This is a genomic window from Amycolatopsis australiensis, from assembly GCF_900119165.1.
In the GTDB taxonomy this organism is placed as follows: domain Bacteria; phylum Actinomycetota; class Actinomycetes; order Mycobacteriales; family Pseudonocardiaceae; genus Amycolatopsis; species Amycolatopsis australiensis.
The window spans coordinates 3,716,921-3,742,139 of the sequence record NZ_FPJG01000006.1; the positions used below are offsets into that span (position 1 = coordinate 3,716,921).

A 25,219-nucleotide genomic window follows, 5' to 3' on the forward strand; every position below is an offset into this window, starting at 1 on the left:
GACGAGTACTGGTCCGCCGTGGCGAGGCAACGTTCGCCGATCGTCGACGCGGCTCAGCTGGGCTGTCGCCTTTTCACGTGTGTGCCGCACAGTCCGGTTTGCTTGCAACGACAACTGCGGAGGGAAGTTGCCGGGCGGTGACCCGCATCCTTTTTGCGCCGCGGCTCTCAGCAAGCGCTAAGCGAGTGCCGCGTATTGTGCGCCGGACGCGTAGGCTCGCCGCTCGGACGATGCCGAACCTGATGGGCCACTCACCGAAACCTCAGCACCCTCTGGGTACGGTCAGGACGCGCCGCGTGTGGTACGGGACTGGGCAGGCACGCCGCGCGCGGCGCATCGAAGGTCTCAACAGGACCGGAAATGCTCCGAGCATGGTGATGGGGGTTGGCAGTTGGACTACGAGCAGCAGCGGGCGTCGTCGCCGCGCCGCGGCCCCGCTCCGGGGCGGACTCCGACCGGCGGTACCGGCCCAGCTGATCGTCGCGAGGGCTCCAAGGTCCGCGCTACCGCGGCGGTGCGCCGTCGGCGGCGTCCAGCCTTGGTGGCCGGCCGGGTCGCGGTCGGGTTGATGTCGTTGCTCGTGCTGACCGGCGCCGGAGTGGCCTCGACGATGCTGATCAGCCTCGCCGGCGGACTGAACACCTCCGACGCGCTCGATCCGAGCGGACCGAAATCCCTCGGCAGCGACCAGAACATCCTGCTGATCGGCCTGGACTCCCGCAAGGACCAAGACGGCAACCAGCTACCCAAAGAGGTCCTCGACCAGCTGCACGCCGGGGACGGCAGCGAGGGAGGCTACAACACCAACACGCTGATCCTCATGCACATCCCCGGCAACGGCGGCAAGGTGTCCGCCGTCTCGATTCCGCGCGACGACTACGTCCCCGTGCAGGGCATTCCCGGATACACCAAGGTCAAGATCAAAGAAGCTTACGGGCTGGCGAAGTTCTGCGCCGAGCAGAACCTTGCCAAACAGGGAATCACGGACAAGGCGGAACTGGAGCACAAGGGGCGCGAAGCCGGCCGGAAAAAGACCCTCGAAACGGTCCGTAACTTCCTGGATGTGCCGATCGACCGGTTCGCCGAGATCAATCTGGCCGGTTTCTACGATCTCGCCACCGCCTTGGGCGGGGTGGAGGTGTGCCTGAACCACCCGGTGAAGGACAGTTACTCGGGCGCGGACTTCCCGGCGGGGCATCAGACGCTGAACGGGGCGCAGGCACTGTCCTTCGTGCGGCAAAGGCACGGCTTGGACAACGGGGACCTGGATCGCACGCACCGGCAGCAGGCGTTCATCGCTTCGGCCGCGCACAAGCTGCATAGCGTCGGCACGTTCACCGACCTCGGCAAGCTGCAGGACCTCATCGACACCGCCAAGAGGGACGTGGTGATCTCCTCGGGATGGGACATCCTGGCGTTCGCGCAGCATGCGCAGAACCTCACCGGAGGCGACCTCGAGTTCACCACCCTCCCGATCGCCGGGTACGAGAAAGTCAACGGTCAGGATGTGAACAAGGTCGACACAGACCAGGTCCGCGCGGCGGTCCGGGTTGCGTTCGGCCTCGTGGCTCCGGCACCGGTGACCCCGCAGATCAGGGCGTCGGCCACGGTCGACGTGCGCAACGCCACCGGTAAATCGGGGCTGGCCTCGACAGTCGCGACGGCGCTGGCGCCGTATGGTTTCCGCACCGGTCAGCTGGCCAATACCGCTGCTACCGCTTCGTCGATCGCGTACGGCGCGGGCGAGAAAGACGATGCAGCTACGGCCGCGTCACTGCTGGGCGGACTGCCGATCGCCGCCGACTCCCGCGTGCCCAAGGGCCACCTCCGGATTACCCTGGGCACCGGATTCAGCCTGCCGGCTGCGCTTGGACCGCATGGAGCCGACGCCGCACCCGGCACGCCCGCAGCAGCCGCGACGTCGGCTGGGACCGCGTCCGCAGCCGAGCCACCCCCGGCTGCCGGGCCGCAGGGCGGCACGGTCGACGGCAGCGGCATTCCCTGCGTCAACTGATCGTTCACGAGGAGTTCTGCACGGTGTCTCTGCCCATGCCGTCGTCGGTGGCTGCCGCCCTAAGTGCCGCGGGCCGCTGTCGAGTTGGGGTGTTGGCCGCACAGGCCGTGTTCACTGTCGCCGGCATGCTGCTGGTGGTGTTGCATGTGGACCGTCGGTGGGGGCCGATCAACCCCGCGACCGCGATGTTGTCGGACTACGCGTGGTGTCCTGGTTGGTGGATGTGGGACGCGGCGCTGGCGTTGATCGCGACTGGGTCGGCTGTGGTGCTGGCGGTGCTGTACCGCCGTCGCGTGCTGATGGGCTGGCCGGCGGTGTCGGCCATGGCGGCCTGGTGTCTCAGCGTGTCGGCGGTCGCGGTGTTCAGCAAGGACCCTCAAGGCGGCGCGGTCACTCCGACCGGCAAGGCCCACCTGTACGCCACCGCCGTTTCGTGTGTCAGCCTGCCGATGGCCGGCTGGTTGCTGGGACGCCGCCACCGCCACGAGCCGCGCTGGCGGCGCTCGGCGGCGTGGTCTCGACGCCTGGCGCTGGCCACGATCCCGTTCTTTCTGCCGTTCATCGTCCCGTTCATTGCCAACGTTCTGCTCGGTGGACACCTGCCGACCGTGGCGACGGGGCTGGTGGAGCGCATGATGGCGGCCCTCGAACTGGCGCTGTTGGTCGTGCTCGCCCGCTGGGTCCGCCCCGCCGGCACCGAAGACACCGCCCCGGGCTCAGCGGGTGCCGCTGGCGCTCTTGGCCGATGACGGTCAGCTCCGCGATGTACAGCCGTCGCCTTCGACACCGCGGGGGGCTACGGAAGCCGTGAGAGCGTACTGACGCTTCAGCCGACGTCTGTTCCGATTGTCGGTGGCATGCGCTGCCTGCCAGGCCGGAACGGTGCCCGGGTTCAGGTCGCGTCGGGGTCGATGGGTGCTCGCTCGCCGGTCCGCGACGGGAGCCTGCTGCCCGCCGCGGGGTCAGGGCGCTCATGCGGCGTTTCGGCGCCGCCCATGGGTGGTTCGGCGAAGGTGTCCTCGAGCAGGTACCGGCCGAGCGCGGTCTTGCGGTCGAAGCTGCGCAGGGCTTGCAGGTCCTGCAGGGGCTTACGAAGCTGCTGGAATTCCGGTCCGAGTTCGCTGCTGATCTGCTCCTGTGCGCCCGAGGCGAAGCTTCGGGCCTTGCGCAGGGGTCTGGGCCAGCCAGCGGGCGGATTCGGGCAGCCGCTCCGGGCCGAGGATGAACAAGCCCGCGACCAGCAGGACCAGAAGATGATCCAAGCTGAGACCGAACACGCCAGACTCCTCGCTGCAGTGCCGCGCCGAGCCGGGCGGCGCCTGCCATGGTAGCTACCTGTCCGGACAGCGGGGGAGCGATGACGCCGCGGAGTGCGCCAGAATGGCGGTTCAGTGTGCTGTGCCGGTGATCGCCGGCATTGTCGCGGGTGATCCTCGGTCGGCTCCGACCCGGCGTCGCGGGCGCTGTTTCGCGAGCCGGCTGTGGCGTCGGAACCGGAAAGCGCGAGAGGCCTTCCATGGGGCTGTGTGCCGAGCCGGAACCGTGATCAACGTCGGCGGTACCTCCGTGCACGGGGCTTCGCTCAGTCGGTGCAGCGAAGGCACGACGAATCGCAACCCGGGTCGCGGGCGAGGTCACCTGTTCGCGTCTGGTCGGCTGTTCATCCGCATTGACGACATTCACCCGACCGAGGCCGGTCTCAGCGTCCTATCAGGACATGTAGCGGACTCTGCTCCGACAGACCTGAAGCAACGTTTCCACAAGGAACCAGGAAATTCGGCGGGGTAAGCGTGGTCAACAGGGCCGGAGAGGGCCGGAGGGCACGGCTGCAGACTGCCACGGTCGCCTGGCTGTCCCGGCCGCTGGCGTCGTTTCACCTGGTTCTGGGGCTGTGTGGCCTGCTGACTCTGCTCGGTGCAGTGATGGTGCTATCGGCATCGGCTGCTTCAGCCTACGATCCGCACACTGGATCCGGTGTCTACGGCACGTTCTACCGTCACTTGGCCTACATCGGAGCTGGGCTGTGTGCCTTCTGGGCAGCCCTGCGGACACCGTTGCCGGCACTCAGGCGAGCGTCGCCGCTGGTGATGATCGTGGCATTGGCGCTCCTGGTCCTGGTCATCACTCCGCTCGGGGTCTCTATGGACGGTGCGCAGCGGTGGTTCGCCCTCGGCCCGCTCTCTCTGCAACCGGTCGAAGTCGCCAAGGTTGCCCTCACACTCTGGGGCGCACACATCTTGGTGATCAAGTCCCGGCTGTTGCGGCATTGGCGGCATCTGCTGGTGCCGGTGGTCCCGGCTGGGCTGCTGATGTTCGCGTTGGTCATGGCCCAGCCGAACCTGAGCGGCACGATCACGCTGGGGATCGTGCTGATTGCCTTGCTGTGGTTCGCTGGTGCGCCGAAACGGCTGTTCGCGGTTCTGGTGGCCGGCGCCGGTGTCGGATTCCTGGTGCTTGCTCTCGCCGCGCAATATCGGCTTGCGCGGGTGCTGTCGTTTGTGTCCGGCGGGGACGCTTCCGGTGCGGACTATCAGGCGCTGCAGGCGAAGTACGCCCTGGCCGACGGGGGTTTGCTGGGCGTGGGGCTCGGTCGGGGCGCCTCCAAGTGGAGATATCTCCCGAACGTCCAGAACGATTTCATCTTCGCCCTCGTCGGAGAGGAACTCGGCTTCGTCGGCTGCGTGGTCGTGCTTGTCCTGTTCGGCGGGGTTGCGAGTGTGGGTATGCGAATCGCCATCCGCAACCGCGACCCGTGGATCCGGATGGTGGCCGGGACGATCACGGTCGTGGTGGTGGCCCAGGCCGCGATCAACATCGGCTACGTCGTCAACATCCTGCCGGTCACCGGCGTCACGCTGCCGCTGATCTCCTACGGCGGGACGTCCCTGGTGGTGACCATGTTTCTCTTCGGTGTCCTCGCCCACTGCGCCCGCCACGAACCGGACGCCGTCGCCGACCTGAGGACGCTCGGCCCCGGCCGGATAGGCAGCCTCCTCCGCCTGCCCCAACCGCGAGCCGCGTCCATGGCGACAGATCGCCACCGGCAGCCTCAGATCGCGCGCTCCGGTACCGGTCCGGCACGACGTCCGGATCTTCGGCATTGATAGACCGGCCACACGTCCGGCACGCCGGTACCGGGGGAGTGCCCTGACCGACGCGGGAACGTCATCCAGCTCGACGTCCAGAATTGCGGGAAGTCCCATTAGGAGCGGCATCGATGATCCCGCGCCCGCCGGCCGGGACCGGCCGGCAGGCGTCGGGAGCCGCGACCGGTGGGACTCCGGCGCCCAGGGTCGAACCGCGGCCGCGGGACGAAGGCTGGTCATCCAGCTTGTGTTCGTCGTCGGCGGGACTGCTCGGCGCGCAGTTCCCGGTGGTGGTCGATCGCGAGTTGGGCGATGTGGGCGACGTGGGGATTGTCGACGTAGTGGATCTGGTGCTTGCCGTGGCGGCGGGCGCGGACGAGGCCGGCGAGTTTGAGCTTGCCGAGGTGGTGGCTGACGGTGGCGACGCTCTGCCCGGTTTCCTCGGCGAGGGTGCCGACGTCGCGCTCACTGCCAGCGAGCAGCCAGAGGATGTGCAGGCGGACGGGGGCCGAGAGCAGCCCGAAGACGGCGGCGGCGTCCTGCAGCAGGTCGGGCGACAGCGGTGGCGGTGGAGGATCTGCGGCCACGGAGGTCCTTTCGCGTGATGCCTTGTAGCGTGACGCACGAAGGTCAGTTGGACAAGTGTTTGACTGTTGCGGGGTTGTGCGCTGTACTGGGACCGGCCGCCCGGGTGCCGGGCGGATGTTGTTCTGTGGAGGGAGGTGAGCTGGATGACCAGCGATGGAAGTAGTAGTCACGATCGCGCGGATGTCCGGCCCTTCCCCGCCGTGCTGGGGTAGCCCTCATGCGGTCCGCGTGGTCTGTGCCGCAGTCATTCTCCACCGCTTCGGCCCCCACGGACAGGACCTCCTCATGACCCGTATGTCCCTGCTGCACGCGGTCCCGGCCGGCGACGACACGTCGCTGCGTGAGCTCGGTGACGCTCCGGTGCTCGCCGTCTACCGGCAGCTGCGGAGCTCTCCGAAGGGCCTGACCGAGTCCGAGGCGGCCGAGCGGCTGCACCGCCACGGCGATAACCGGGTCGGGGCCGAGACCGGCCTCAGCGTGCCGGAGCGAGTCTGGGACGCGGTGCGCAGCCCGTTCGTGGCGCTGCTCACCGGGTTGGGCGTCGTGTTCGCGGTCGCAGGTGATCTGCGGGGCGCGATCACCGTCGGTGTGATGATTGTGCTGAGCGTGGGTCTGCGGTGGTGGCAGCACACCCGCTCGGACCGGGCGGTGCGGGCGCTGCGCGCGCAGGTGAGCACCACCGTGACCGTGCGGCGCCGGGCTGATTCCGGGTTCGCCGGGCTCGAACGGGAAGTCCCGACAGCGGATCTGGTGCCCGGGGACGTTGTGCTGCTGCGGCGCGGCGACGTTGTGCCGGCCGACGTTCGCGTCGTGACGGCCACGGACCTGGTAGTCGATCAGTCCGCCCTGTCCGGTGAGGCCCTGCCCGTACCGAAGCGGGTACCGGCCACGCGGCAGCGCCGGCACCGGGCACCGGTCGACATCGTGGATGTGCCCGCGCTGTGTTTCGCCGGGACGTCGGTGATCGGCGGCACCGCAACCGCGGTCGTGCTCGCCACCGGGACTGCGACATATGTCGGCTCGCTGGCCACCCAGACCGCCACGCCGCGGGGGGAGTCCACCTTCGACGCCGGGGTGCGTCGCGTGGGATGGACACTAATCCGGTTCATGGTGGTGATGGTGCCGATCGTGCTGGTGGTCAACGGCACGGTCACCGGGAACTGGGCACAGGCCGGGATGTTCGCCGCCGCGGTCGCGGTCGGCTTGACTCCGGAGATGCTGCCGGTGATCGTCACCACCAACCTGGTGCGCGGCGCGGTGCGGCTGTCACGGCAGAGGGTGATCGTCAAGCGGCTCAACGCGATCCAGGACCTCGCCGCGATGGACGTGCTGTGCGTGGACAAGACCGGCACCCTGACCGAAGACCGGGTGGCCTACGCGCACAGCATCGACCTGGACGGGCGTCCGGACAGCGAGGCGGCGGAATACGCGTACCTGGCGGTACATTTCCAGGCCGACCGGCACGACCGGGTCGACGAAGCGATCGTGGCCCAGCTTGCCGAGGCGGATCAGGACCTGGTGACCGACGCGCTGTTCACCAAGGTCGACGAGCTCGGTTTCGACCACGACCGCCGCCGCGCCACCGTGGTGGTGCGCCGCGCCGGCCAGGACATTGTGATAACCAAGGGGGATCCGGACGAGATCCTGCCCCGCTGCACCCACGCCCGCCGGCGCGGCGAGATCGTAGCGCTGACCGATGCCACACGGTTCGATGTCGAAGACCTGGTACGCGCGCACGCCGACCACGGCATGCGGATCCTGGCCGTCGCGGCCCGCCAGACCGCACCGCGGTTCGGCGGCTACGACGAGGGCGACGAGGCCGATATGGTGCTGGTCGGGCTCGTCGGATTCGTCGACCCGGTCCGTGAGGGCGCCGCAGAAGCGGTGAAAACCGTTGCCGAGCAAGGAATCGCGGTCAAGATACTCACCGGCGACAACCGGCACGTGGCCGCTCGGGTCGCCGCCGAGGTTGGCGTGCCGGTCGGCGAGGTCGTGCTCGGGCACGAGATCGACACGGCCGATGACGCCGACCTGCGCGTGCTGGCCGAGCGCACGACGGTGTTCGCCAAGCTCACCCCGGCACGCAAGGCGCGCATCGTGGCCGCGCTGCGGGCGAACGGCCACGCGGTCGGATTCGTCGGCGACGGCGTCAACGACGTCACGGCGTTGCGGACCGCCGACGTCGGGATCGCGCCGGACACCGCGACCGACGTGGCCAAGGACGCCGCGGACCTGGTGCTGCTGGAGCGGGATCTCGGCGTGCTGAACCGCGGTGTCGTCGAGGGGCGGCGCACGCTGGGCAACACGCTGAAGTATGTCAACATCACCGCCAGCTCGAACTTCGGGAACGTGCTGACCGTGCTGGTGGCGGGCGCGTTCCTGCCGTTCGCGCCGATGCTGCCGATCCAGCTGATGGTGGCGAACCTGCTCTACGATGTCGCCCAGACCGCGCTCGCGTGGGACCGCGTCGACGCGGACTACCTGCGGAAGCCACGCCGCTGGGACGCACACGGGCTGACCCGCTTCATGCTCGTGTTCGGGCCGGTCAGCTCGCTGTTCGATCTGTCCACGTTCGCTGTGCTCTGGCAGGTGTTCGGTGCAGGCGCCGACCCTCTGCTTTTGCAGACCGGCTGGTTCGTCGAAAGTCTGCTTTCGCAGCTTTTGGTAGTGCTGATCCTGCGCAGCCGGGCCGCGCCGACCCGGAGGAATCGGCCGTCGCGGCCAGTGCTGCTCGCGGCCGCGGTCGCCGGGCTGACCGGGCTGCTGTTGCCGCTGTCGCCGCTGGCCGGTCCGTTGCAGATGCACCCGTTGCCCGGCAGCTACCTTCTGTGGCTGGCGCTCCTGCTCCTCGGCTACGGGCTGACCGCACAGCTGGCCAAGCGGCTCGATCGCCGAACCTGGTGGTAACCGCCACATTCTGATGACGCAAGGAAAGCGGAACGCAGATGACGACTGCGGAGATTTTGCTGCGCCTGGGCGCGGGCGTCGGCCTGGGCACGGTGATCGGGTTCGAGCGCCAGTACCGGGCCCGGATGGCCGGATTGCGCACCAACGCGTTGGTCGCGGCCGGGGCGACGTTGTTTGTCCTGCTGTCGGCGCATGGGTTCACCGGTGGCAGCGCGGACCCGACGAGGGTGGCCGCGCAGATCGTGTCCGGGATCGGGTTCTTGGGCGCCGGAGTGATCTTGCGTGAGGGCCTGACCGTGCGTGGCTGAACACGGCCGCGACTTTGTGGTGCTCGGCCGCAGTGGGGTCGCTGGCCGGGGCCGGGCTCTACTCCGTCGCGGTGGCGGGCACCGCTGTGGTCGTGGTGGTGAACGTGGCCTTGCGGCCGCTGGGGCGGGTGGTGGATCGGCGTCCGGCCACTGGACGGGAGACACCGACGTCGTACACGTTCCTCGCGGTGACCAAGGACGACGCCGAGGCGCACGTGCGGACGCTGCTGGTGCAGGCCCTGTCCCGCACCGACTTCGCGCTGCGGTCGGTGACCAGCACCAACGCCGACAGCACGGGCCTGGTCCAGGTGCGGGCGGAGCTGTCGGCCGAGCAGCGCGACGACAAGCAGATGGAATCGGCGGTCAGCAGGCTGTCGATGGAGCCCTCGGTGACCAGCGTGCGCTGGGAAACCGAACTGTCCTACCCTGACCAGGACGGAGACAACTGAGATGTCCCTGCTGCGTACCTTCCCCACCCGGGGGGCGCTGCTGCGGCCGCGGCGCACGATCGCGGATGTGGCGGTGTTTCTCGGTGCGGCGGTGCTGCTGTGGCTGGTCGTTCGGCTCGCTCACGGTGCCGTGGTGCCGTGGAACGCCGAGACGGCACCGTCCACTGTGTCCACCGATCCGGCCGAACTTCCGTATTACGCGGGACGTTCACTGTTGCGGATGTTCGCCGCGCTGGCCTTGTCGGTGGTGTTCACCTTTGTCTACGCCACCGCTGCGGCGCGGCTGCGGCGCGCGGAGAAGGTGCTGCTGCCAGTGCTGGACATCCTGCAGTCGGTGCCGATCTTGGGGTTCCTGTCGGTGACGATCACCGGCTTCATCGCCATGTTCCCGAGTTCGGAACTGGGGCTGGAGTGCGCGTCTATCTTCGCGATTTTCACCTCCCAGGCTTGGAACATGACCTTCGCGTTCTACCACTCCCTGGTCTCCCAGCCACGCGATCTGGACGAGGCGTCGCGGCTGCTGCGGCTCTCGCGCTGGCAGCGATTCTGGCGCGTCGACGTCCCCAGCGGGATGATCCCGCTGGTCTGGAACGGGATGATGAGCTTCGGCGGCGGCTGGTTCTTCCTCACCGCCTCCGAAGCCCTGAGCGTCAACAACCACTCCTACGCCCTGCCCGGGATCGGTGCTTACGTCGCCGCCGCCTCCGACGCGGGCGATCTGGGCAAGGTACTGCTCGCGATCGCGGTCATGGTCGTCCTGGTGGTCGGGGTCAACGTGCTGTTCTGGCGCCCGCTGACCGCCTGGTCCGAACGCTTCCGGATCGAATACTCCGAGGCCGCGCAGGCGCCCCGCAGTCTCACCTTGGACCTGCTGCGCCGCTCGCGGATCCCGGCCCTGCTGGGCCGGGTGTTCGGACCGCTGGTGTACCCGATCGACCGGGCGATGGCCACGTTCGGGCTCGCCGAACACCCGCTGCGGGTCTCGCCGGTGCGACGCCGTGCCGGGGACGTCGCCTTCGCCGCGACGGTCCTCGTCTTGATCGTCTACGGCCTGGTCAGAATGATCACCTTCATCGCCGGCTCGGCCGGGTTCGCCGAGGTGGCCCACGCACTGCTGCTCGGGATGATCACCTTCGCCCGGGTGCTCGTGCTGGTCGCGGTCGCGACTCTGGTCTGGGTCCCGATCGGAGTGTGGATCGGGCTCAACTCGAAGGTGTCGCGGCTCGCCCAGCCCGTCGTGCAAGTGCTGGCGAGCTTCCCGGCGAACTTCCTGTTCCCGATCATCACCGCTGTTCTCGTCGCGACCGGTATCCCCCTGGACTGGGGCGGCATCCTGCTCATGAGCCTGGGCGCGCAGTGGTACATCCTGTTCAACGTCATCGCCGGCGCCAGCGCCGTCCCCAACGACCTACGCGAAGCCGCCACCAACCTGCGGCTGCCGCGGAAACTGTGGTGGCGCAAGCTCATCTTGCCCGCGATCTTCCCCAGCTACGTCACCGGCGGCATCACCGCCGCAGGGGGCGCCTGGAACGCCTCCATCGTCGCGGAAATCGTCTCCTACAACGGCCTCACTCTCACTGCCACCGGTCTCGGTGCGTACATCAAGGAAGCGACCAGCGCGGGCGACGCGGGACGCATCCTCATCGGCGTTGCCGTGATGAGCCTGTATGTCGTCGGGCTCAACCGGCTGTTCTGGCGGCGACTGTATGCCCTGGCCGAACGCCGCTTCTCCCTGTCCTGACTGGAGGTTTCCCGTGCCCCGTCCCGAAGTTCTCGTCGCGCTCGAGAAGGTCAACAAGAGTTTCGCCGGCTCCGCCGGCGATGAGCTGCGCGTGCTGGACAACATCACGCTCGAGCTGCGCGCCGGCGAGATCGTCGCGCTGCTCGGCCGGTCCGGCTCCGGCAAATCAACCCTGTTGCGCACCATCGCCGGCCTGATCGGCCCGACCACCGGGTCCGTCCGCTACCGCGGCACCGAGCTCAACGGCGCCAATCCCGGCACCGCCATGGTCTTCCAGACCTTCGCCCTCATGCCGTGGCTGACCGTGCAGGACAACGTCGAACTCGGCCTCGCCGCCCGCAACGTCCCACCTGCCCAGCGCCGGGAGCGCGCCCTGAAGGCGATCGACATGATCGGCCTGGACGGGTTCGAGTCCGCCTACCCCAAGGAGCTCTCCGGCGGCATGCGCCAACGAGTAGGTTTCGCCCGCGCCCTGGTCCTCGAACCGGACCTGCTGCTCATGGACGAACCTTTCTCCGCCCTCGACGTCCTCACCGCCGAAAACCTGCGGACCGAGCTTATGTCCCTATGGGAGCAGGACGACTTTCCCACCAAAAGCATCTGCCTGGTCACCCACAACATCGAGGAAGCCGTCCTGCTCGCCGACCGCGTCCTCGTCCTCGGCGCCAATCCGGGTCACGTCCGCGCCGAAGTCCTGGTCGAGCTGGCACGCCCGCGAGACCGGAAGGCTCCGGCGTTCGAGTCGCTGGTCGACCGGCTCTACGACTTGCTCACCGGCCGTGAACCCGGGGAAACCGTGCCCGAACCCACTCACGCCACTCCCACCGCGCGACCGCTCCCCACGGTCTCGGTCGGCGGACTCGCCGGGCTCGTCGAGATCGTCTACGCCCGAGGCGGCCGCGCCGATCTGCCCGACATCGCCGCGGAGCTCAGCTTCGAAGTCGACGACCTGCTGCCGCTGGTCGACGCCGCGGCGATGCTCGACTTCCTCGTCGTCGCCGGTGGCGACCTGCACCTCACTCCGGTCGGCGAGACATTCACCACCGCCGACATCCAGGAGAGCAAGAAGATCTTCGCCGAGCAAGCCCGCGACCGGGCACCGCTGGTGCGCACCATCTACAAGGCCCTCGCCGCGAGCGCCGACGGCAGCCTGCGATCCGCATTCTTCCTCGACCTGCTTCGCCGCGGCTTTTCTCCCGCAGACGCCCAGCAACAGCTCGACACCGCCATCGACTGGGGCCGCTACGCCGAGCTTTTCGACTACGACACCGACACCGGCCAAATCACCCTCGACCCTGCCCTGTGGTCCGGCGGCGTCATCGTCGGCCGAGCCTCCGCATGAACAGTCGGGCAGCGGTCAGGGACACCGAACCCCGGCTTGGACCGCTGTCCGGCTGTGCCAACAGCATCGTCCTCGCCGTCACCTTCGCTGCCGCGACCCTCACGCTCAGCGCCCACACGATGCCCAGGTGGTACTCGGCGAGGCGCAGTCCGAACTGGTCCTCGACGAAAACCCGCGATGCCCGAACGCGGCGGGCAGGTCGTGGGCCAGCGTGCCAGGGCTGGTCACCGCCGGGGTCGGGGTGCACCGTGAGCCGGCCGGAACCGCCTGCACAAGATCAAGCCAGGGAGGCGCGTGCGTCGACCTGTGTACACCCGGCCTGGCGACGTCTCAGCGCTCGGCTTCCCACCGCCGTGTCACGGAGGATGTGTCAGCGGTGACGCCTACCTACTGACATCCCGTGACGTATGCCGAGTCAGCGTGGCGACGCCTCGCAGTTGAGGTCAGCGGGGACGCCGCCGAGTGGTGGGGCGGCGCTCGGTCGTCGGCTTCCTTGTCGTCGTCGCCGTCGGTGGATGGGCTGTCGTCTGCGTGGTCGCCGGGGCCGTCGTCGTCACCGGCGAGTCCGATGTGGTCGTCACCGGTGTGTCCGGTGTGGCCGGTGCCTCGATTGTCGCCGGGCCTTCGTCGTCGGTGGGATCACCACGCCGGTGCCCGACCCGCCTCCCGCGCACGCCGAAACCAGCAGGCCCGCGCCCGCCGCGAAACTGCACCACCACACCTTCACCGGCCGGACATTAGCGGCGGCGAGCCTGCGATGAGGGCAAAACCGGCCGGGTCCCGCGGCGGTCCAGGGCGTGGCCGGACCGCAGCTACAGCTCCTGGTGGTCCGGGTGCTCGACTCGGGTCTCCGGGACTGGACGCCCGTCGCAAGCCGTTCGAGCCGACGGTTCAGTACGCCACGGAACAAGGGGCGGTCCCGGCGAAGAAGATCACGCCGGGGCCCGCCGGCCGCGGCCCGGCCTCGGTTGCTGCACGTTTGTCCACGGCAGTGCTGTGACCGCTCGTCGCCCACGTGTCGGCCGCCAGTCCCTAGATCGACCCGGGCATTCTCAGGTGCGCCGTGGTGCCTGCGCCGAAACCTTGCAACATTACGTACCGGGCAGGGCCTCCCTTAGAGTTTCCTTATTGTTCTGTCGGGGCCATGCATCCGTTGGAGCGTTATCCGATGCGTCTTTCCCGGCGGCGGTATTTCTGAAATAGAGCCCGTTATATCCGGATCCCGACCAAAGAACTGCGCGGATGACCAGAGCATACCTTCGTCGGTGTCGGCGAACTCTGCGGCCGCCTTATCGTCTGCCTTGGCGCGATTCCCGGGAAGATCCGGACCGCTGCCACCTTTTTCATAGTCTCTTGATGAGAGTGAGAAACAATGGACGTCAAGAAAATGGTCGGCATCGTCGCCGTGGCGCTGGCGGGCATGTCGGCGACGACGGCGACCGCATCTGCGGCCGGCGAGCAGCCCGCGCACCGGCACCTGGCCCACGGACTGGGGCTGGACCTGGCTGCGGCCCGCGCGCACCACAATGCTGCTCACCTCGTCGCGCCGCAGCCGTTGCGTGCGCCGGCGAGCTACGATCTCTCGCAGTATGCGCTGTCGCCGGGTGACCAGGGGCAAGTCGGTGCCTGTGTGACCTGGGCGACCGGTTACACCGGCTACGGCATCCTCTCCAACGAGCAGAACATCGCCGGTGCGCCGATGGCGCCGATGTACATCTATTCGCAGATCGCGCAGGGCAACGACCAAGGCACCACCGCGTCGGTCGCGCTGCCGATGGAACAGCAGCAGGGCATCGACACCAAGAGCGACTACTGGCAGGGCGACTTCGACTACACCACCCAGCCGGACGCCGCCGAGCGCGCGAACGCCGCCCATTACCGGCTTTCCGGCTTCACCGAGCTGCCCACCAGCGGCAGCTCCGCGCGCACCGCGATCGAGAACGCGATTTCGCAGGGAGAGCCGGTACCGATTGGTTTCCAGGTGCACCAGAGCTTCATGGACCTGGACGCCCAGTCCGCTTCGGACTACAGCTACCTGCCCGGCGACCAGTACAGCGACCCGATCGTCGGCGGTCACGAGGTCACCATCGTCGGTTACAACAGCCAGGGCGTGAAAATCGAAAACTCGTGGGGCGCCAACTGGGGCGACGGCGGGTTCGTGACGGTGCCGTGGAGCTTCTTCGACACCGGTGACGTGATGGAGATCCACGCTATGGGGGCCATCGCGCAGGGCTGAACCCGGTCCACCCTGACCAAGATAGCCGCCGAGCACCGATCCCGACCCCAGCCGACCGGTGCTCGGCACCTTCTAGTGCTCGTCCGGCCGAGATCCCTGACGAAATCTTGATGCCCCACCGGCGGATATTTGCGTTTTCTTGATGCCAGCCTGATGTCACACTCGTCATTCCCGTGGGGTGATCGGAACATCCTTTCCCCGTTATGTGGCGACGCCCATTTCTTGACATGCTGTCCCAGTGACGGACATCGAAGAAGCAGTTCGCCGGCCTGAGCCGGGTGCGATCGGGTACGCCCTGAAACGGCTTTTCTTGGGCAAACCACTCATCACTGCCCAGTTGACCCATGAGCGGCTGTCGAACGCGACGGCCTTGGGAGTGCTGTCCCCCGACGCGATTTCGTCCTCGGCCTACGGCACCGAGCAGATCCTGGTGGAACTACTGCCCTATGCCGGTCTCGCCGCGTTCACGGTGGTCCTGCCGGTCACCGCGGTGATCCTGGTGATCCTGGTGCTGGTGACCGCGTCGTATCGCCAGGTGGTGATGGCGTACACGCGAGCCGGCGGGTCGTACGTCGTGGCCCGGGAGAACTTCGGGCCACGGGTCGCCCAGGTCGCCGCGGCGGCATTGCTGATCGATTACGTGGTGACGGTCGCGGTTCAGACATCGGCGGGTACGGCCGCCGTGATCTCGGCGATCCCCGCGCTCGGTCCGTACCACCTCGACATCACCGTCGGCATCGTCGTGCTGCTCTGTTACGCCAACCTGCGGGGCCTGCGCGAAGCGGGGCGCCCTTTCGCCGTGCCGACCTACCTGTTCGCGGCGCTGATGGTCGCGATGATCGTGACCGGGCTGGTGGAGGCCGTGACCGTCGGCCTGCCCGCCTACGACGCGGCACACCTTCCCGGTGCGGTGCCGGTCCATCAGGAGTCCGGGCTGGTCGCCGGAGCGACGGTCATGGTCCTGCTTCGCGCGTTCGCCAACGGCGGATCGTCCCTCACCGGTGTGGAGGCGATCTCCAACACCGTGTCGGCGTTCCGGAGCCCGCGCGGCGCGAACGCCCGGAAAGTCCTGGTGATCATGGCCGCCATCCTCGGGTTCCTGGTCGCCGGTGTCTCACTGCTGGCGTACTTCACCCACGCGACTCCCTACGAGTCCGGATATCCGTCGGTGGTGTCCCAAGAAGCGCGTGCGGTGTTCGGGCACGGCGCGTTCGGGCAGGCCATGTTCGCCCTCATCCAGACGGCGACCGCGCTGATCCTCTACACCGGAGCCAACACCAGCTTCAACGGCTTCCCGTTCCTGGCGAGCTTCGTCGCCGCCGATCGCTTCCTGCCCCGCCAGCTGACCAAACGCGGTCACCGGCTGGTCTTCTCCAACGGCATCATCGTCCTCACCGTGCTTGCCGTGGTCCTCCTGCTCTTTTCCGGAGGAACCGTCACCGCGCTGGTGCCCTTCTACGCCATCGGCGTCTTCACCGGGTTCGCCGTCGCCGGCTACGGGATGAGCAGGCACCACCTCCGGCTCCGTGAGCGCGCCTGGCGGACCAAACTCACGATCAACCTCGCCGCAGGACTCCTTTCCACCGTGGTGGTGGGGATCTTCGCCATCGCCAAGTTCACCGAAGGCGCGTGGCTCGTCGTCGTGGTCTTCCCCGTCCTGGTGTTCGTCTTGATCCGCCTCAACCGCGAGTACCGCGCGGAAGCAGCCGTGCTCGAGCGCTTGACCGCCGAGGGCGCCAACCCGACCCGATACGCCCACCACCAGGTGTTCGTCCTGGTCAGCACGATCGATCTGGCTGTCGTCGAAGCGCTCCGTTACGGCCACAGCCTTCGTCCCGACAAGTTGACCGCACTGCACTTCGTCATCGATGCCCAAGCCGCGGAACGGCTGCGTTCGCGCTGGGAAGAACTCGGCATGAACACCGCCCTGCGGCTCATCGACGTCCCCGATCGGCGGATCGCCCGAGCCGCCTACACATTCGTGCGGGAAGCCACCGAGAACACACCCCGGACCGGCGTCACCGTGCTCCTGCCGCGCCGCAGCTACGCGCCCCTGCTGGGCCGCCTGCTGCACGACCGCACAGCCGACCGTATCGCGCGGGTCGTCAGCCGCGCCCCGCACGCCGCGGCCACCATCGTGCCCTACGACGTGCAAAGCCAGATCCGCACCATGATGCCCGACCTGCCCGAAGAACGCGTCACAGCCGCCATCGAGCGCCTCCTCGACCGGATCAGCTCAAGCGGCGAAGACGGTGCCGAGACCGCCGCCGACCGGATTCCTGCCGATCCGCTGTCCACACCGATCCGCGAACTGCGTCCCGGGACGAGCGTCGTGGTCGACGGACGGCTGCGCGAAGTAGCGATTTCCGAAGAACCCGTGGACTCCGGCGGCCCAGTCCTCACCGCCCAGCTCGCCGACGCCACGGCGACCGTCGTCCTCGAGTTCTGCCGCCCTCATCCGGACCTTGAACCAGGACAGCTTCTCCGCGTCACCGGCGAAGTTCACGAATCCGGGTCCGAGCACAAAATGATCATGCGGGATCCCGGCTACCGCGTCCTCGACTCAGCGAACCCGGATCAAGACGACCAGCCGGACGAGGAGGACGAGACAAGCTGAGAGAGCGGTTCACGCAGGCGTGGACCACGGTGTCCTCCTCGCCGACGTCCGAAGAGCAGGAATCGGGCCGCCGCCCGCTGCACCTGGCCGAGCTACTGCGGCGCGCACTGTCCTGAACCGGTGCCCCACCACGCCGCGGCCAGCGCGTCGAGAGTCGGCTCCGGCGGAGTGGGCAGGATGTCGAGGTACCAGGTGAAGTCGCTGTAGACGTGCAGCAGCGCGTACGCCAGGCAGCGGCGAGGGTCGACCGGCTGGCCGTAGCCGTCCAGGAACCGGCGCATCAGATCGCCGTCGCCGCCGGTCACGAACAGGCCCACCGCAGCGAAGTCGTACTCCGCCGCGCCGCGCATCGCCGGTTCGAAGTCGAACAGGCCGGTGACGCGGCCGTCCGGGTCGACCATCACGTGGTCGCGCATGAACTCGGTGTGCAGCGGCACGACGGTCGGCGTGCCCAGCTCGACGGTGCCGAGGAACCCGGGTATCTGCGCCAGCCACGCCTCGTCCAGGCCCGTCCGGCGATGGTGTTCGACGACGTTTTCCCGTTGTGCCGCCACGAATTGCGCCCAGTCCGGCGGCGCCAGCACGGCCAGCCGCGGGTCGTCGACCGCGTGCAGCGCGGCGAGCAGCTCGCCCAGCTCGGGCATGAGCCGTTGCCTGTCCTCGGGGGACAGGGACGGCCACGCTTCGTTGAGCGTCCGTCCCGGAAGGCGCCGCATCAGCAGCCAGCTCCAGCCGTCCCGCTCGCCGGAGCCGGCCGGTTCCGGCGTCGGCAGCACGCCGTGCAGCACCTCGAGTGCGGTGCGTTCGGTGGTGACCTCGTCGCGGTAGAGCGGTGGGTACAGCTTGAGCACGAGGTCGTCGCCCACGGCGTACACCGGCAACGAGCCTTCGGTGAACGGGACGACGTCGGCGCGGCCGAGCAGGTCGACGACCGCGGGCAGCACGTCCTCGCGGGTCAGCGCGCGGAACTCCGCTTCGGTCGCTGCGGGCGGGAAGGACACCATGATCTCGACGGTAGGGCGGCCGTCCACCGGTTATTCGCTGCTTCTCCACGGCGGTGGTGCGCCGCGTCATCGGCTGGTCCATCGGCGACGACCGCGGGTAGATCAACGGATGGCGGACACGCGAATGCTGCGCCGGCCAGGGTGCAGTGGAGCTGGTAGCGGGGCTGTAGGGGCGGGTCATGCCGTAGTGCTCCAAGTACTCCCGGCGCACGCACGGGGTGGGGATGCCGGTGCCGGGTCGGATCGGCAGGGGGTTGCCGTACTCGCTGCGTGTACCGGATCGGGCGCCTGTAGGTTCTCGCCGCCGATGACATGTCGATCTTCTGCGATGTGCGGTTTTTAGTTGTCTCAGCGCGATGTCACCGTGTGCAATCTCAATGCCCGTGACACTCCTCGGCCGTTGCTGTCTGGTCGGAGATAGTTCCAGCCGTCGGGGCGTGTCTGTACCCGAACAGCCTCCTTGACCGCCAAACCGCTGCCTGGCGGGGCTCAGTGCTGCATCAGCATGGAAAGTCCCAGGTGGGTGAGGTGGTGGTGGACGGCTTGACCGAGGCGGTGGGTGTAGAGCGCGGTTGCGTCGGTGTTGGCTTCGGCGACGTGCAGGAACGGGCGCTCGTTCCGGTGGTGATCAGGGCGCTGAGCGCGCGCACGAGACGGCCGGCGTGGCGTCGGCCGCGGGCCTCAGGCGCGGTGCAGACGGCGCTGATCTCCGTCCAGGCCGGTGGGTGCAGCCGTTCGCCGCGACGGGCAAGCCAGGCTTCTTCGTCAGTACGAGGACGACGCGCTCGAGGTCCATCAAAGCGGACCACCGACCTCGCACCGGAAGGCGCGGGAGGTGTCGCTCCCGGGGGCAGTGACGACCTGTGGTGTTCACAACGAGTGCACTAACCGCCGGGATTTGGATCGGGAGCACCCGCCTAAGCTGACACGGCACAGCCCGCAAAGTTGAGAGAGGTTTCTCTCAGTCGCTCGCGTCCGGAGTGGGGCGGGTAACGCCCGACCCAGTTAGCACGACCTCTTGATCACCGCCCCTGTTGCAGAAGGAGATCCCGCATGCTGCGCCTGCCCGCCGTCGCTGCAGTCGCTGTGGCTGTCGCTGTGCTCGCCGAGGGGTGCGGTAACCCCTCCGCGGGCCCGCTGCCGTCCGCGGTGTCGCTGCACCAGGTGCAGATCACCGTCACCGGCGGGCCGGGCACGACGTACCAGGTGATCAAGAACCGAGCGGCCGGCGCGCCCATCGTCGTGTCCGACGCGGGCAAGGACGTGATGACGCTGCCGACCGGCGACCCGCTGCCTGCGCTGCAGGTCCGGGTCACCGGGCAGCTGCGGGACACGTTCGGCTGCGAGATCAACGTCGACGGCCGCGACGCGGCACGCAAGAACCGGGAGACGAATCCGCAGAACGCGTCGACGGCCGTGGCCGTCTGCGACCTCGTCGCCTGACCTCACGCCGGTGCCTGGCCGTCCGGTGTGCAGCTGCGCGAGATCGTCGCTCGATCACGGCGAGCGTGACTTCGGTGGCGAGTGAACCGGACAAGCGGTCGATCCAGCGCCGCATCCTCGGGCGGATGGTGGGAAGCCCGACGGAGCGGCCGCCAGCGTGCCGGCGAGCTTTGTTGGGTGCCGAGACTGTTCTGGGCAGACCCGCACTGAGGCTCCCTTCGCGCAATCCGACAACGACCGGCTGCGCGCCGCCCCGCAGGTGACGCCGTGCGTGTCTGGCCGGTGTCAAACGGCCGATGCCCGGTAGAGGTCGAGGATGTCGGTCTCGCGGGACTCCCAGACGTCGTAGAGCGCTGCGGGGTCGTCGCCGTGTTCGCGCACAAACCGGAACTCGCTGAGGGTGCAGGGGAGCAGGGTGATGAAGCGTAGCGCGGGTTCGTTTCGATCGTCGTGGTATAGGTCGAACTCGTCGCCGGCGAACGGGTGGGGGGCGGCGAGCAGGAACGCGATGCCGGTGCCGGGAATCAGGGGCTCGGCGTTGACGTAGCCGCTGCCGTAGGCGTAGCCGCGTTGGCGTTCGATCGCTTGGGTGGCGATGACGTGCGCGAGGTATGCGGCTTCGTCCTCGTGCTCGGGCACGGCGGATACGACGAACTCTTGCGGCAACGAGGCGTCGATGTGTTGGAACCGCACCCCGGTGGTCACCGCGGAGACCATCCGCTGCTGCGGGTGCGTGTGGAAGCCGAGGGCGAATCCCCGGTTGCGCCCGTCTGGGCCCTGGGGGCTCTGCGCGTGAGTCACCGGCCCAAGATGGCGTTCGACGTGGGAGCGCAGCCCTTCGTACCGCGTCGGGTCAGCGTGTGGAAAGCTCATCGCCTGATCCTAGGGAAGACGACATTCTGGCGCGGCGAAGCGAGCAGGCGACGTCACTGGATGTCCACTGAAGTTCCTGGCGACGAGGCAGCTAAGCAGCAGTACCTGGCCGCGATCGCGGACGGCAGCCTGATCGCCACCGTCGCGTTGACCGAAGAGGACGGTCGCTCGGAATCGACAGGAGCTTGCCCGCGGTGTCGGCTGCGGGCAAGCTCTGTTCGGCTTCCGGACCGAGGTGCGGCACGCGCGCTCGCTGTAGCGCCGGCGCCAGAGCATGCCCTGCCTGGGCAATAGCCAGGTGCGCGTGGAGGAGCGGCGGCTCGCGAATTGTCCATGCTCGACTGGATGTCGTGACCGCTCTCGTTCGGTGTCTCGCCTGGTGCCTGCTATCCGGTGGCGCGGAGAGCTTCATCGAGGGGTGCCCTGACATCACGCCTCGACCACCGCCGGACGGCCCTGACGACGTCCCTCGACATCCTGGAACAGGTGTCCGAGCCAGCACCCGCCGCGGCAAACCCAGCGACCAGAACGATCGTCGAGCTACATGCCGCCGACATCTTCGCCACCCTTTCCGACCGCGAGCGCATCGTCCTCGCCGACCCCGAGGCCACGGTCCGGGACCTCGCGCGCCGGCTCGGCCTAGGCAAGTCGCAGGCCGACACGATCCGGCACCGGCTCTTCGAACGGCTCCGCCGGGAGTTCGCCGACGACCAGGACGCCGGCCAGGTGATCTCACGGCTATGCGAATTTTGCGATCATTGGCTCCGAGGCCGGACAGAGGTGGAGGGTGCGACGTCTGATGACTGACGCGTCCAATGAACGGGGTGAACAGTGATGACCGCGAACATCCATCCCACCTCCAGTGAGCTCGCGACAGCCGTCACGGAGCCTGGCCAGGCGGGGCCTACACTCGCGCACGTCGACGAGTGCCTGGCCTGCCGCGTCCTTCTCTCACGAATCCGCCACGATCTGAGGCTCCAACCGCCGGACGACGACAGCGTTCAGCGCATCCTGGCGGCGTCGGCGCCGCTGCCCGAGGGCTTGGGTGAACTCCTCCAGGCACCGCGGCAAGGTGATCCCCGACCTGGTGAAATCTGGCGGGTCGGGCGAGACGAGGCACTGCTGGTCTGGGTCAGGCAGATCTTCGATGACGGTGTAGCCGACGTCGTTCCGCTGCTCCTCGACATCGAGCTCGCCGATCAAGAAACGGTCGTGATCGAAGCCGATGCGACTCCACTCGCTTCGGAACTCGCGGCAATGGTGGCTCTCCGCACACACCTCGACTTCGGCGCCTTCATCAACCGGATCGGCGTTCTCAACATCCAACGAGAGGTGAAAGAAGTGATTACGGCCGTCAAGGAGGGGCGGCGACCCAGTGGCATCCGGGTGGGACCACCGATCGACGATGACGATGACCAGCGGATCGAGTATCGGCAAGCACTTCGTGACCTCCTGGGCGAACTCACACCCAGTGCGTGGGCCATGGCCGGGTCCGCAACCGGGCAGGCCCTCGAGGACAAGTCTCCCGAACATCTCGCCGACATCAAGACTCGGCTCGGCGAGCGCGTGGACGGAGTGCAGTTCCGAGGCGTCGACGAGCAGGTGATCACCCTCAGCGGCGGGACCCGACTTAGTGCCGCGCTGAAGGTCACCTGCTTGGACACCGCGATCCTTGTCGTGACAGCCGATGCGTTTCTCCCTGACTACGCCGAGGTCGTCGAGGCCTGCAACAGGATGGTCATCCGGGAAAGCGACGCCGACGCGGTCGCGGTGGCGGTGCCGGCCGAGGACTGGGAGACGTCACTCTTCACGCGAGCGCACCTGCGTCCGGCGATCGAACTACCCGGGGGAGCGTCCGTCGGCCCGAAGGTAACCATGAGTGGCCACGGTCTCGTCGACATCCTCGTCAAATACCTCGAAGGAGTGACTTCTCCGTGGAGGTGACGGAACCCGTCGCCGAGCACCTACCACAGCGCAGTGTGCGCCAGATCGCGCTGAGGTACGCGGAGGCGGAGATCGGGCGGATCTCGCAAGACGGACGTCTTGCCCGTCAACCCGCGAAAAAGGCCGGCTGGCAGACGCTTCCCACTGGCCTCGGGGAGCAGGTCGCCAGGTTCATCGACGCGATCGTCAACGGGAAACCGGTCGACGAGGCACTGCCTGAAATAGATCTCGGTGACCCGCGATGATCAGGAACCTGATTCTGAAGAACTGGCGGAGCTACGAAGATGCCAGTATCGGATTCAAGCCCGGAACGACCTTTGTCGTTGCCTCCAACGGCATAGGGAAGACTTCCCTGGTCGAAGCTGTTCGTTGGGCCCTTTTCGGGAAGATTGAGGGGAATGGCCACGCGGCGGTTCGTGTCGGCGCTGAGGTAGCCACCGCGGAGGTGGAGCTGGAGCTCCCCGACGGCAAAGTTCTCTCAGTCGAGCGAAGCATCGACCCGAAGGTCCGTGGCATCCCCGGACCCACTGTGCGGTCCGATGGGCATACCTTGACCGACGAAGATTTCGGCCGCCGACTGAATGACGCCTATCGCACGGATCCCGCTTTCCTGGCCGGTCTCACTATGCCCGGCCTAGGCCGCGATCCGGCGGCACCGACCACGCTCGGTCTCGCCGAGCACCTGGGCCGCTATTACGGGATCGACGGGCTGAAGGGAGCGGCCGACAGGCTCGGTGTACTCCTGAAGGAAACCCAGGCAGGCATCAGAAGGATCAAGGTCGGCAACGCGGCAACTGCGAAGCAGCTCGAAGAGCTGCGGGAAACGCTTGAGGACGCCGCGGGCAAGGTATCGGTCGCCGTGACCAAGCACGAAATCCTCCAAGCCCGGCTCGTTCGGGCGCAAGAACGGGAACGCTTCGAAAGCGCGCTGCATCGATGGCAGGAAAGCCGGGATGCTTGGGCCGAGGGAGCGGCGGAACTGGCTCGCACGGCATCGCGAGAGATCGGCCGCGACGTACCGGTGGAGGACGTCGAAGACACCGTGGAACACCACGTGGGTGACCTGACACAGCAGCTCGAAACAGTTCGGGTGGAGATCGGCGTCAGCCAGAGCAGTCTGTCCACTTTGACCGGCAACGACGCGCGCCTCAGTGCAGCACACGACGACTGCCCGGTGTGCCGTCGGCCCCTCGATGAAGCGGCCATCGAGGCGGCGCACCAAGCCAACCAACAGGAAATCGAGCTCGTACGCTCCTCGATCCAGGAGCTCGAAGCAAAGGCGGGCACGCTCGGAGCCCAGCGCGACCGCCTAGTGGCGGTCCGCGAGGCATGGCGAAAACTGCCGCGTCCCGGCGAGCGGCCGACACCCCCGGAGGATGAGGATGAGCAAGTCGCGTCCGCTCTCCTGGCGGCAAAGGTTGCGGAGGCCTTCGAGATAGTGGTCAAGGCGCGCACCGCGCACGCCCGGGCCGAGGAAAAGCTGGCAGAGGCTGAAGGCGCCGACCAAGCGATGCGAGACCTCGGACGGCTGTTCCGGCGGGAAGCCGTGCTGACCGTCGCCGTGAACACCACTACGGCGACACTAAACAATCTGCTTGCGGAGACGGTTCTTCCGCTAGCCGGCGAAGTGAACCAACGATGGAAAACGCTGTTCCCCGGCCGTGGCGACGTGGCCACCGACGCGAGCGGTGACATGACGAGGTCGATCCAGGGGCACTCATTGCCGTTCGGCTCGTTCAGTACGGGCGAGAGCATGGGGGCCACTATCCTCATCCGGCTGCTGGCCGCCCAGATGGCAACCAAGGCGGACTTCTGCTGGTTCGACGAACCCCTCGAACACCTAGACCCCGACGTCCGCCGCCGCGTGGCCAACATCCTGTCGCGTGCGACGAGTGGCGAGGGACAGCTCAGGCAGGTCGTCGTGACCACCTACGAAGAACAACTCGCACGCCACCTGCGAGCGAGGGACGAGGAGCGAATCCACCTGATCGACGTACGTCCAGCAACGTGAGGCGTCCTACTAGGGCGAGTCTTGCGCGCCATGATCCTGTGCCGGTTCAAACGTAGCTGACGCAGTCGCTGTCATCGGCACGTCGAGGGGGTACTGGACCTGGTACGCAACCGCTGATCGAACAGTTACCTCTCATGCGTAACACTCCAGCTGCGTATGACGTCTTTGTGGTGTGCCTCGTATCATGGTCCAACGGTTCCCGGCGTGACCCCGCGACATCGGAAAGCCGTCATCCTAGCTATGTGGGGGTTGGCGTGCTACGTGGCGCTCCGTGCCCGAAGTAAGACCAGACTTAGCACTCCGGCGAGGGCTCGACATGCATGTCTGCGCATACATCGCAATGTTGTTCGGAAACCTTCGGATCCTGCGCCGCAGGCGAGAGTTGGTCTGATTTTTCTTGGCGTGTGTCTAGTGGTCGTTTCCGCTGTTCTCGGGTACGCATCGTGGATCTTGTATCTGGATGGTCGACCTGCGGTGATCGCCTCTGCTGGTCACCATCTTGGGATTGGTCTCGAAGTGTATACGCCGACTAACGTGTCAGTTGACCTCTATGTCGTATTTTCTCCAGGTGTGGTCGGTGGTACGGGCGTCGTCGTGATTCCGCGGTTTCGGACTCAGCGGCAATCGCCGTTTGTGGTTGGAATCGAATTCACAGG

The 25,219-nt window shown here is 67.5% G+C and carries 18 protein-coding genes and 2 pseudogenes; 15 read left to right on the top strand and 5 right to left on the bottom strand.

The annotated features are described in order from the left end of the window. Positions 1-391: 391 nt before the first annotated feature. Positions 392-2,014 (top strand): LCP family protein, encoded by a 1,623-nt coding sequence (locus tag BT341_RS19060; protein WP_218177745.1) that lies wholly within the window; start codon positions 392-394, stop codon positions 2,012-2,014. A 125-nt stretch (positions 2,015-2,139) separates the two neighbouring features. After that, complete coding sequence (locus BT341_RS19065) at positions 2,140-2,763, top strand: DUF998 domain-containing protein (protein WP_245805022.1); 624 nt, start codon at positions 2,140-2,142, stop codon at positions 2,761-2,763. A gap of 143 nt (positions 2,764-2,906) precedes the next feature. Here BT341_RS19065 and BT341_RS46520 read toward each other — a convergent pair. Beyond that, positions 2,907-3,291: pseudogene (locus tag BT341_RS46520) on the bottom strand (twin-arginine translocase TatA/TatE family subunit). 513 nt (positions 3,292-3,804) lie between these two features. Between BT341_RS46520 and ftsW the strand changes: the two are divergent. After that, positions 3,805-5,118 carry a putative lipid II flippase FtsW gene (gene ftsW / locus BT341_RS19075; protein WP_072477596.1) on the top strand — a complete coding sequence of 438 codons (1,314 nt, stop codon included), beginning with the start codon at positions 3,805-3,807 and terminating at the stop codon, positions 5,116-5,118. A 218-nt stretch (positions 5,119-5,336) separates the two neighbouring features. Here ftsW and BT341_RS19080 read toward each other — a convergent pair whose 3' ends face one another. Further along, entirely contained in the window at positions 5,337-5,687 is a 351-nt protein-coding gene (locus tag BT341_RS19080) for an ArsR/SmtB family transcription factor (RefSeq protein WP_072477597.1), read from the bottom strand. A gap of 154 nt (positions 5,688-5,841) precedes the next feature. Between BT341_RS19080 and mgtA the strand changes: the two genes are divergently transcribed. From mgtA to BT341_RS19110, 7 genes and pseudogenes are all read left to right on the top strand, one after another. Then, positions 5,842-8,595, top strand: a complete 2,754-nt coding sequence (gene mgtA, locus BT341_RS19085; RefSeq protein ID WP_245805023.1) for a magnesium-translocating P-type ATPase — start codon at positions 5,842-5,844, stop codon at positions 8,593-8,595. A gap of 125 nt (positions 8,596-8,720) precedes the next feature. Beyond that, positions 8,721-8,971, top strand: a pseudogene (locus BT341_RS47890) (MgtC/SapB family protein); the annotation flags it as partial. A gap of 162 nt (positions 8,972-9,133) precedes the next feature. Continuing rightward, positions 9,134-9,352: a hypothetical protein gene (locus BT341_RS47895; protein ID WP_425426485.1), complete on the top strand. Its 219-nt coding sequence runs from the start codon at positions 9,134-9,136 to the stop codon at positions 9,350-9,352. 1 nt (position 9,353) lies between these two features. Next, positions 9,354-11,093: an ABC transporter permease gene (locus BT341_RS19095; protein ID WP_072477599.1), complete on the top strand. Its 1,740-nt coding sequence runs from the start codon at positions 9,354-9,356 to the stop codon at positions 11,091-11,093. Continuing rightward, positions 11,059-12,435 carry an ABC transporter ATP-binding protein gene (locus tag BT341_RS19100; RefSeq protein WP_084742920.1) on the top strand — a complete coding sequence of 459 codons (1,377 nt, stop codon included), beginning with the start codon at positions 11,059-11,061 and terminating at the stop codon, positions 12,433-12,435. Before BT341_RS19095 ends, BT341_RS19100 begins: the two co-directional genes overlap by 35 nt. A gap of 1,372 nt (positions 12,436-13,807) precedes the next feature. Next, a complete protein-coding gene (locus BT341_RS19105) occupies positions 13,808-14,671 on the top strand; it encodes a C1 family peptidase (RefSeq protein WP_072477601.1) in 864 nt (287 codons plus the stop codon). Between the two features lie 337 nt (positions 14,672-15,008). Further along, a complete protein-coding gene (locus BT341_RS19110) occupies positions 15,009-17,288 on the top strand; it encodes an APC family permease (RefSeq protein ID WP_218177746.1) in 2,280 nt (759 codons plus the stop codon). 92 nt (positions 17,289-17,380) lie between these two features. Here the strand turns inward: BT341_RS19110 and BT341_RS19115 are convergent, their stop codons facing one another. Next, a complete protein-coding gene (locus BT341_RS19115; protein WP_072482040.1) occupies positions 17,381-18,292 on the bottom strand; it encodes a phosphotransferase family protein in 912 nt (303 codons plus the stop codon). Between the two features lie 500 nt (positions 18,293-18,792). Then, positions 18,793-19,101: a GNAT family N-acetyltransferase gene (locus BT341_RS19120; RefSeq protein WP_245805024.1), complete on the bottom strand. Its 309-nt coding sequence runs from the start codon at positions 19,099-19,101 to the stop codon at positions 18,793-18,795. 244 nt (positions 19,102-19,345) lie between these two features. Between BT341_RS19120 and BT341_RS19125 the strand changes: the two genes are divergently transcribed. Continuing rightward, entirely contained in the window at positions 19,346-19,735 is a 390-nt protein-coding gene (locus BT341_RS19125) for a hypothetical protein (RefSeq protein WP_072477602.1), read from the top strand. Between the two features lie 285 nt (positions 19,736-20,020). On the opposite strand, the gene BT341_RS19130 is transcribed toward BT341_RS19125, so the two are convergent. Then, positions 20,021-20,608 (bottom strand): suppressor of fused domain protein, encoded by a 588-nt coding sequence (locus BT341_RS19130; protein WP_072477603.1) that lies wholly within the window; start codon positions 20,606-20,608, stop codon positions 20,021-20,023. Between the two features lie 486 nt (positions 20,609-21,094). Between BT341_RS19130 and BT341_RS19135 the strand changes: the two genes are divergently transcribed. Genes BT341_RS19135 through BT341_RS19150 form a run of 4 tightly spaced genes read left to right on the top strand, consistent with a single transcriptional unit; the run spans position 21,095 to position 24,563 of the window. Continuing rightward, positions 21,095-21,415: a helix-turn-helix domain-containing protein gene (locus tag BT341_RS19135; RefSeq protein WP_143168598.1), complete on the top strand. Its 321-nt coding sequence runs from the start codon at positions 21,095-21,097 to the stop codon at positions 21,413-21,415. A gap of 27 nt (positions 21,416-21,442) precedes the next feature. Then, complete coding sequence (locus BT341_RS19140) at positions 21,443-22,552, top strand: hypothetical protein (RefSeq protein ID WP_072477605.1); 1,110 nt, start codon at positions 21,443-21,445, stop codon at positions 22,550-22,552. After that, the gene (locus BT341_RS19145; RefSeq protein WP_072477606.1) at positions 22,543-22,797 is read left to right on the top strand and encodes a hypothetical protein; all 255 of its coding nucleotides are present in this window, start codon (positions 22,543-22,545) and stop codon (positions 22,795-22,797) included. Before BT341_RS19140 ends, BT341_RS19145 begins: the two co-directional genes overlap by 10 nt. Then, a complete protein-coding gene (locus BT341_RS19150) occupies positions 22,794-24,563 on the top strand; it encodes an AAA family ATPase (protein ID WP_072477607.1) in 1,770 nt (589 codons plus the stop codon). The genes BT341_RS19145 and BT341_RS19150 overlap by 4 nt, the downstream gene beginning before the upstream one ends. Positions 24,564-25,219 lie beyond the last annotated feature (656 nt).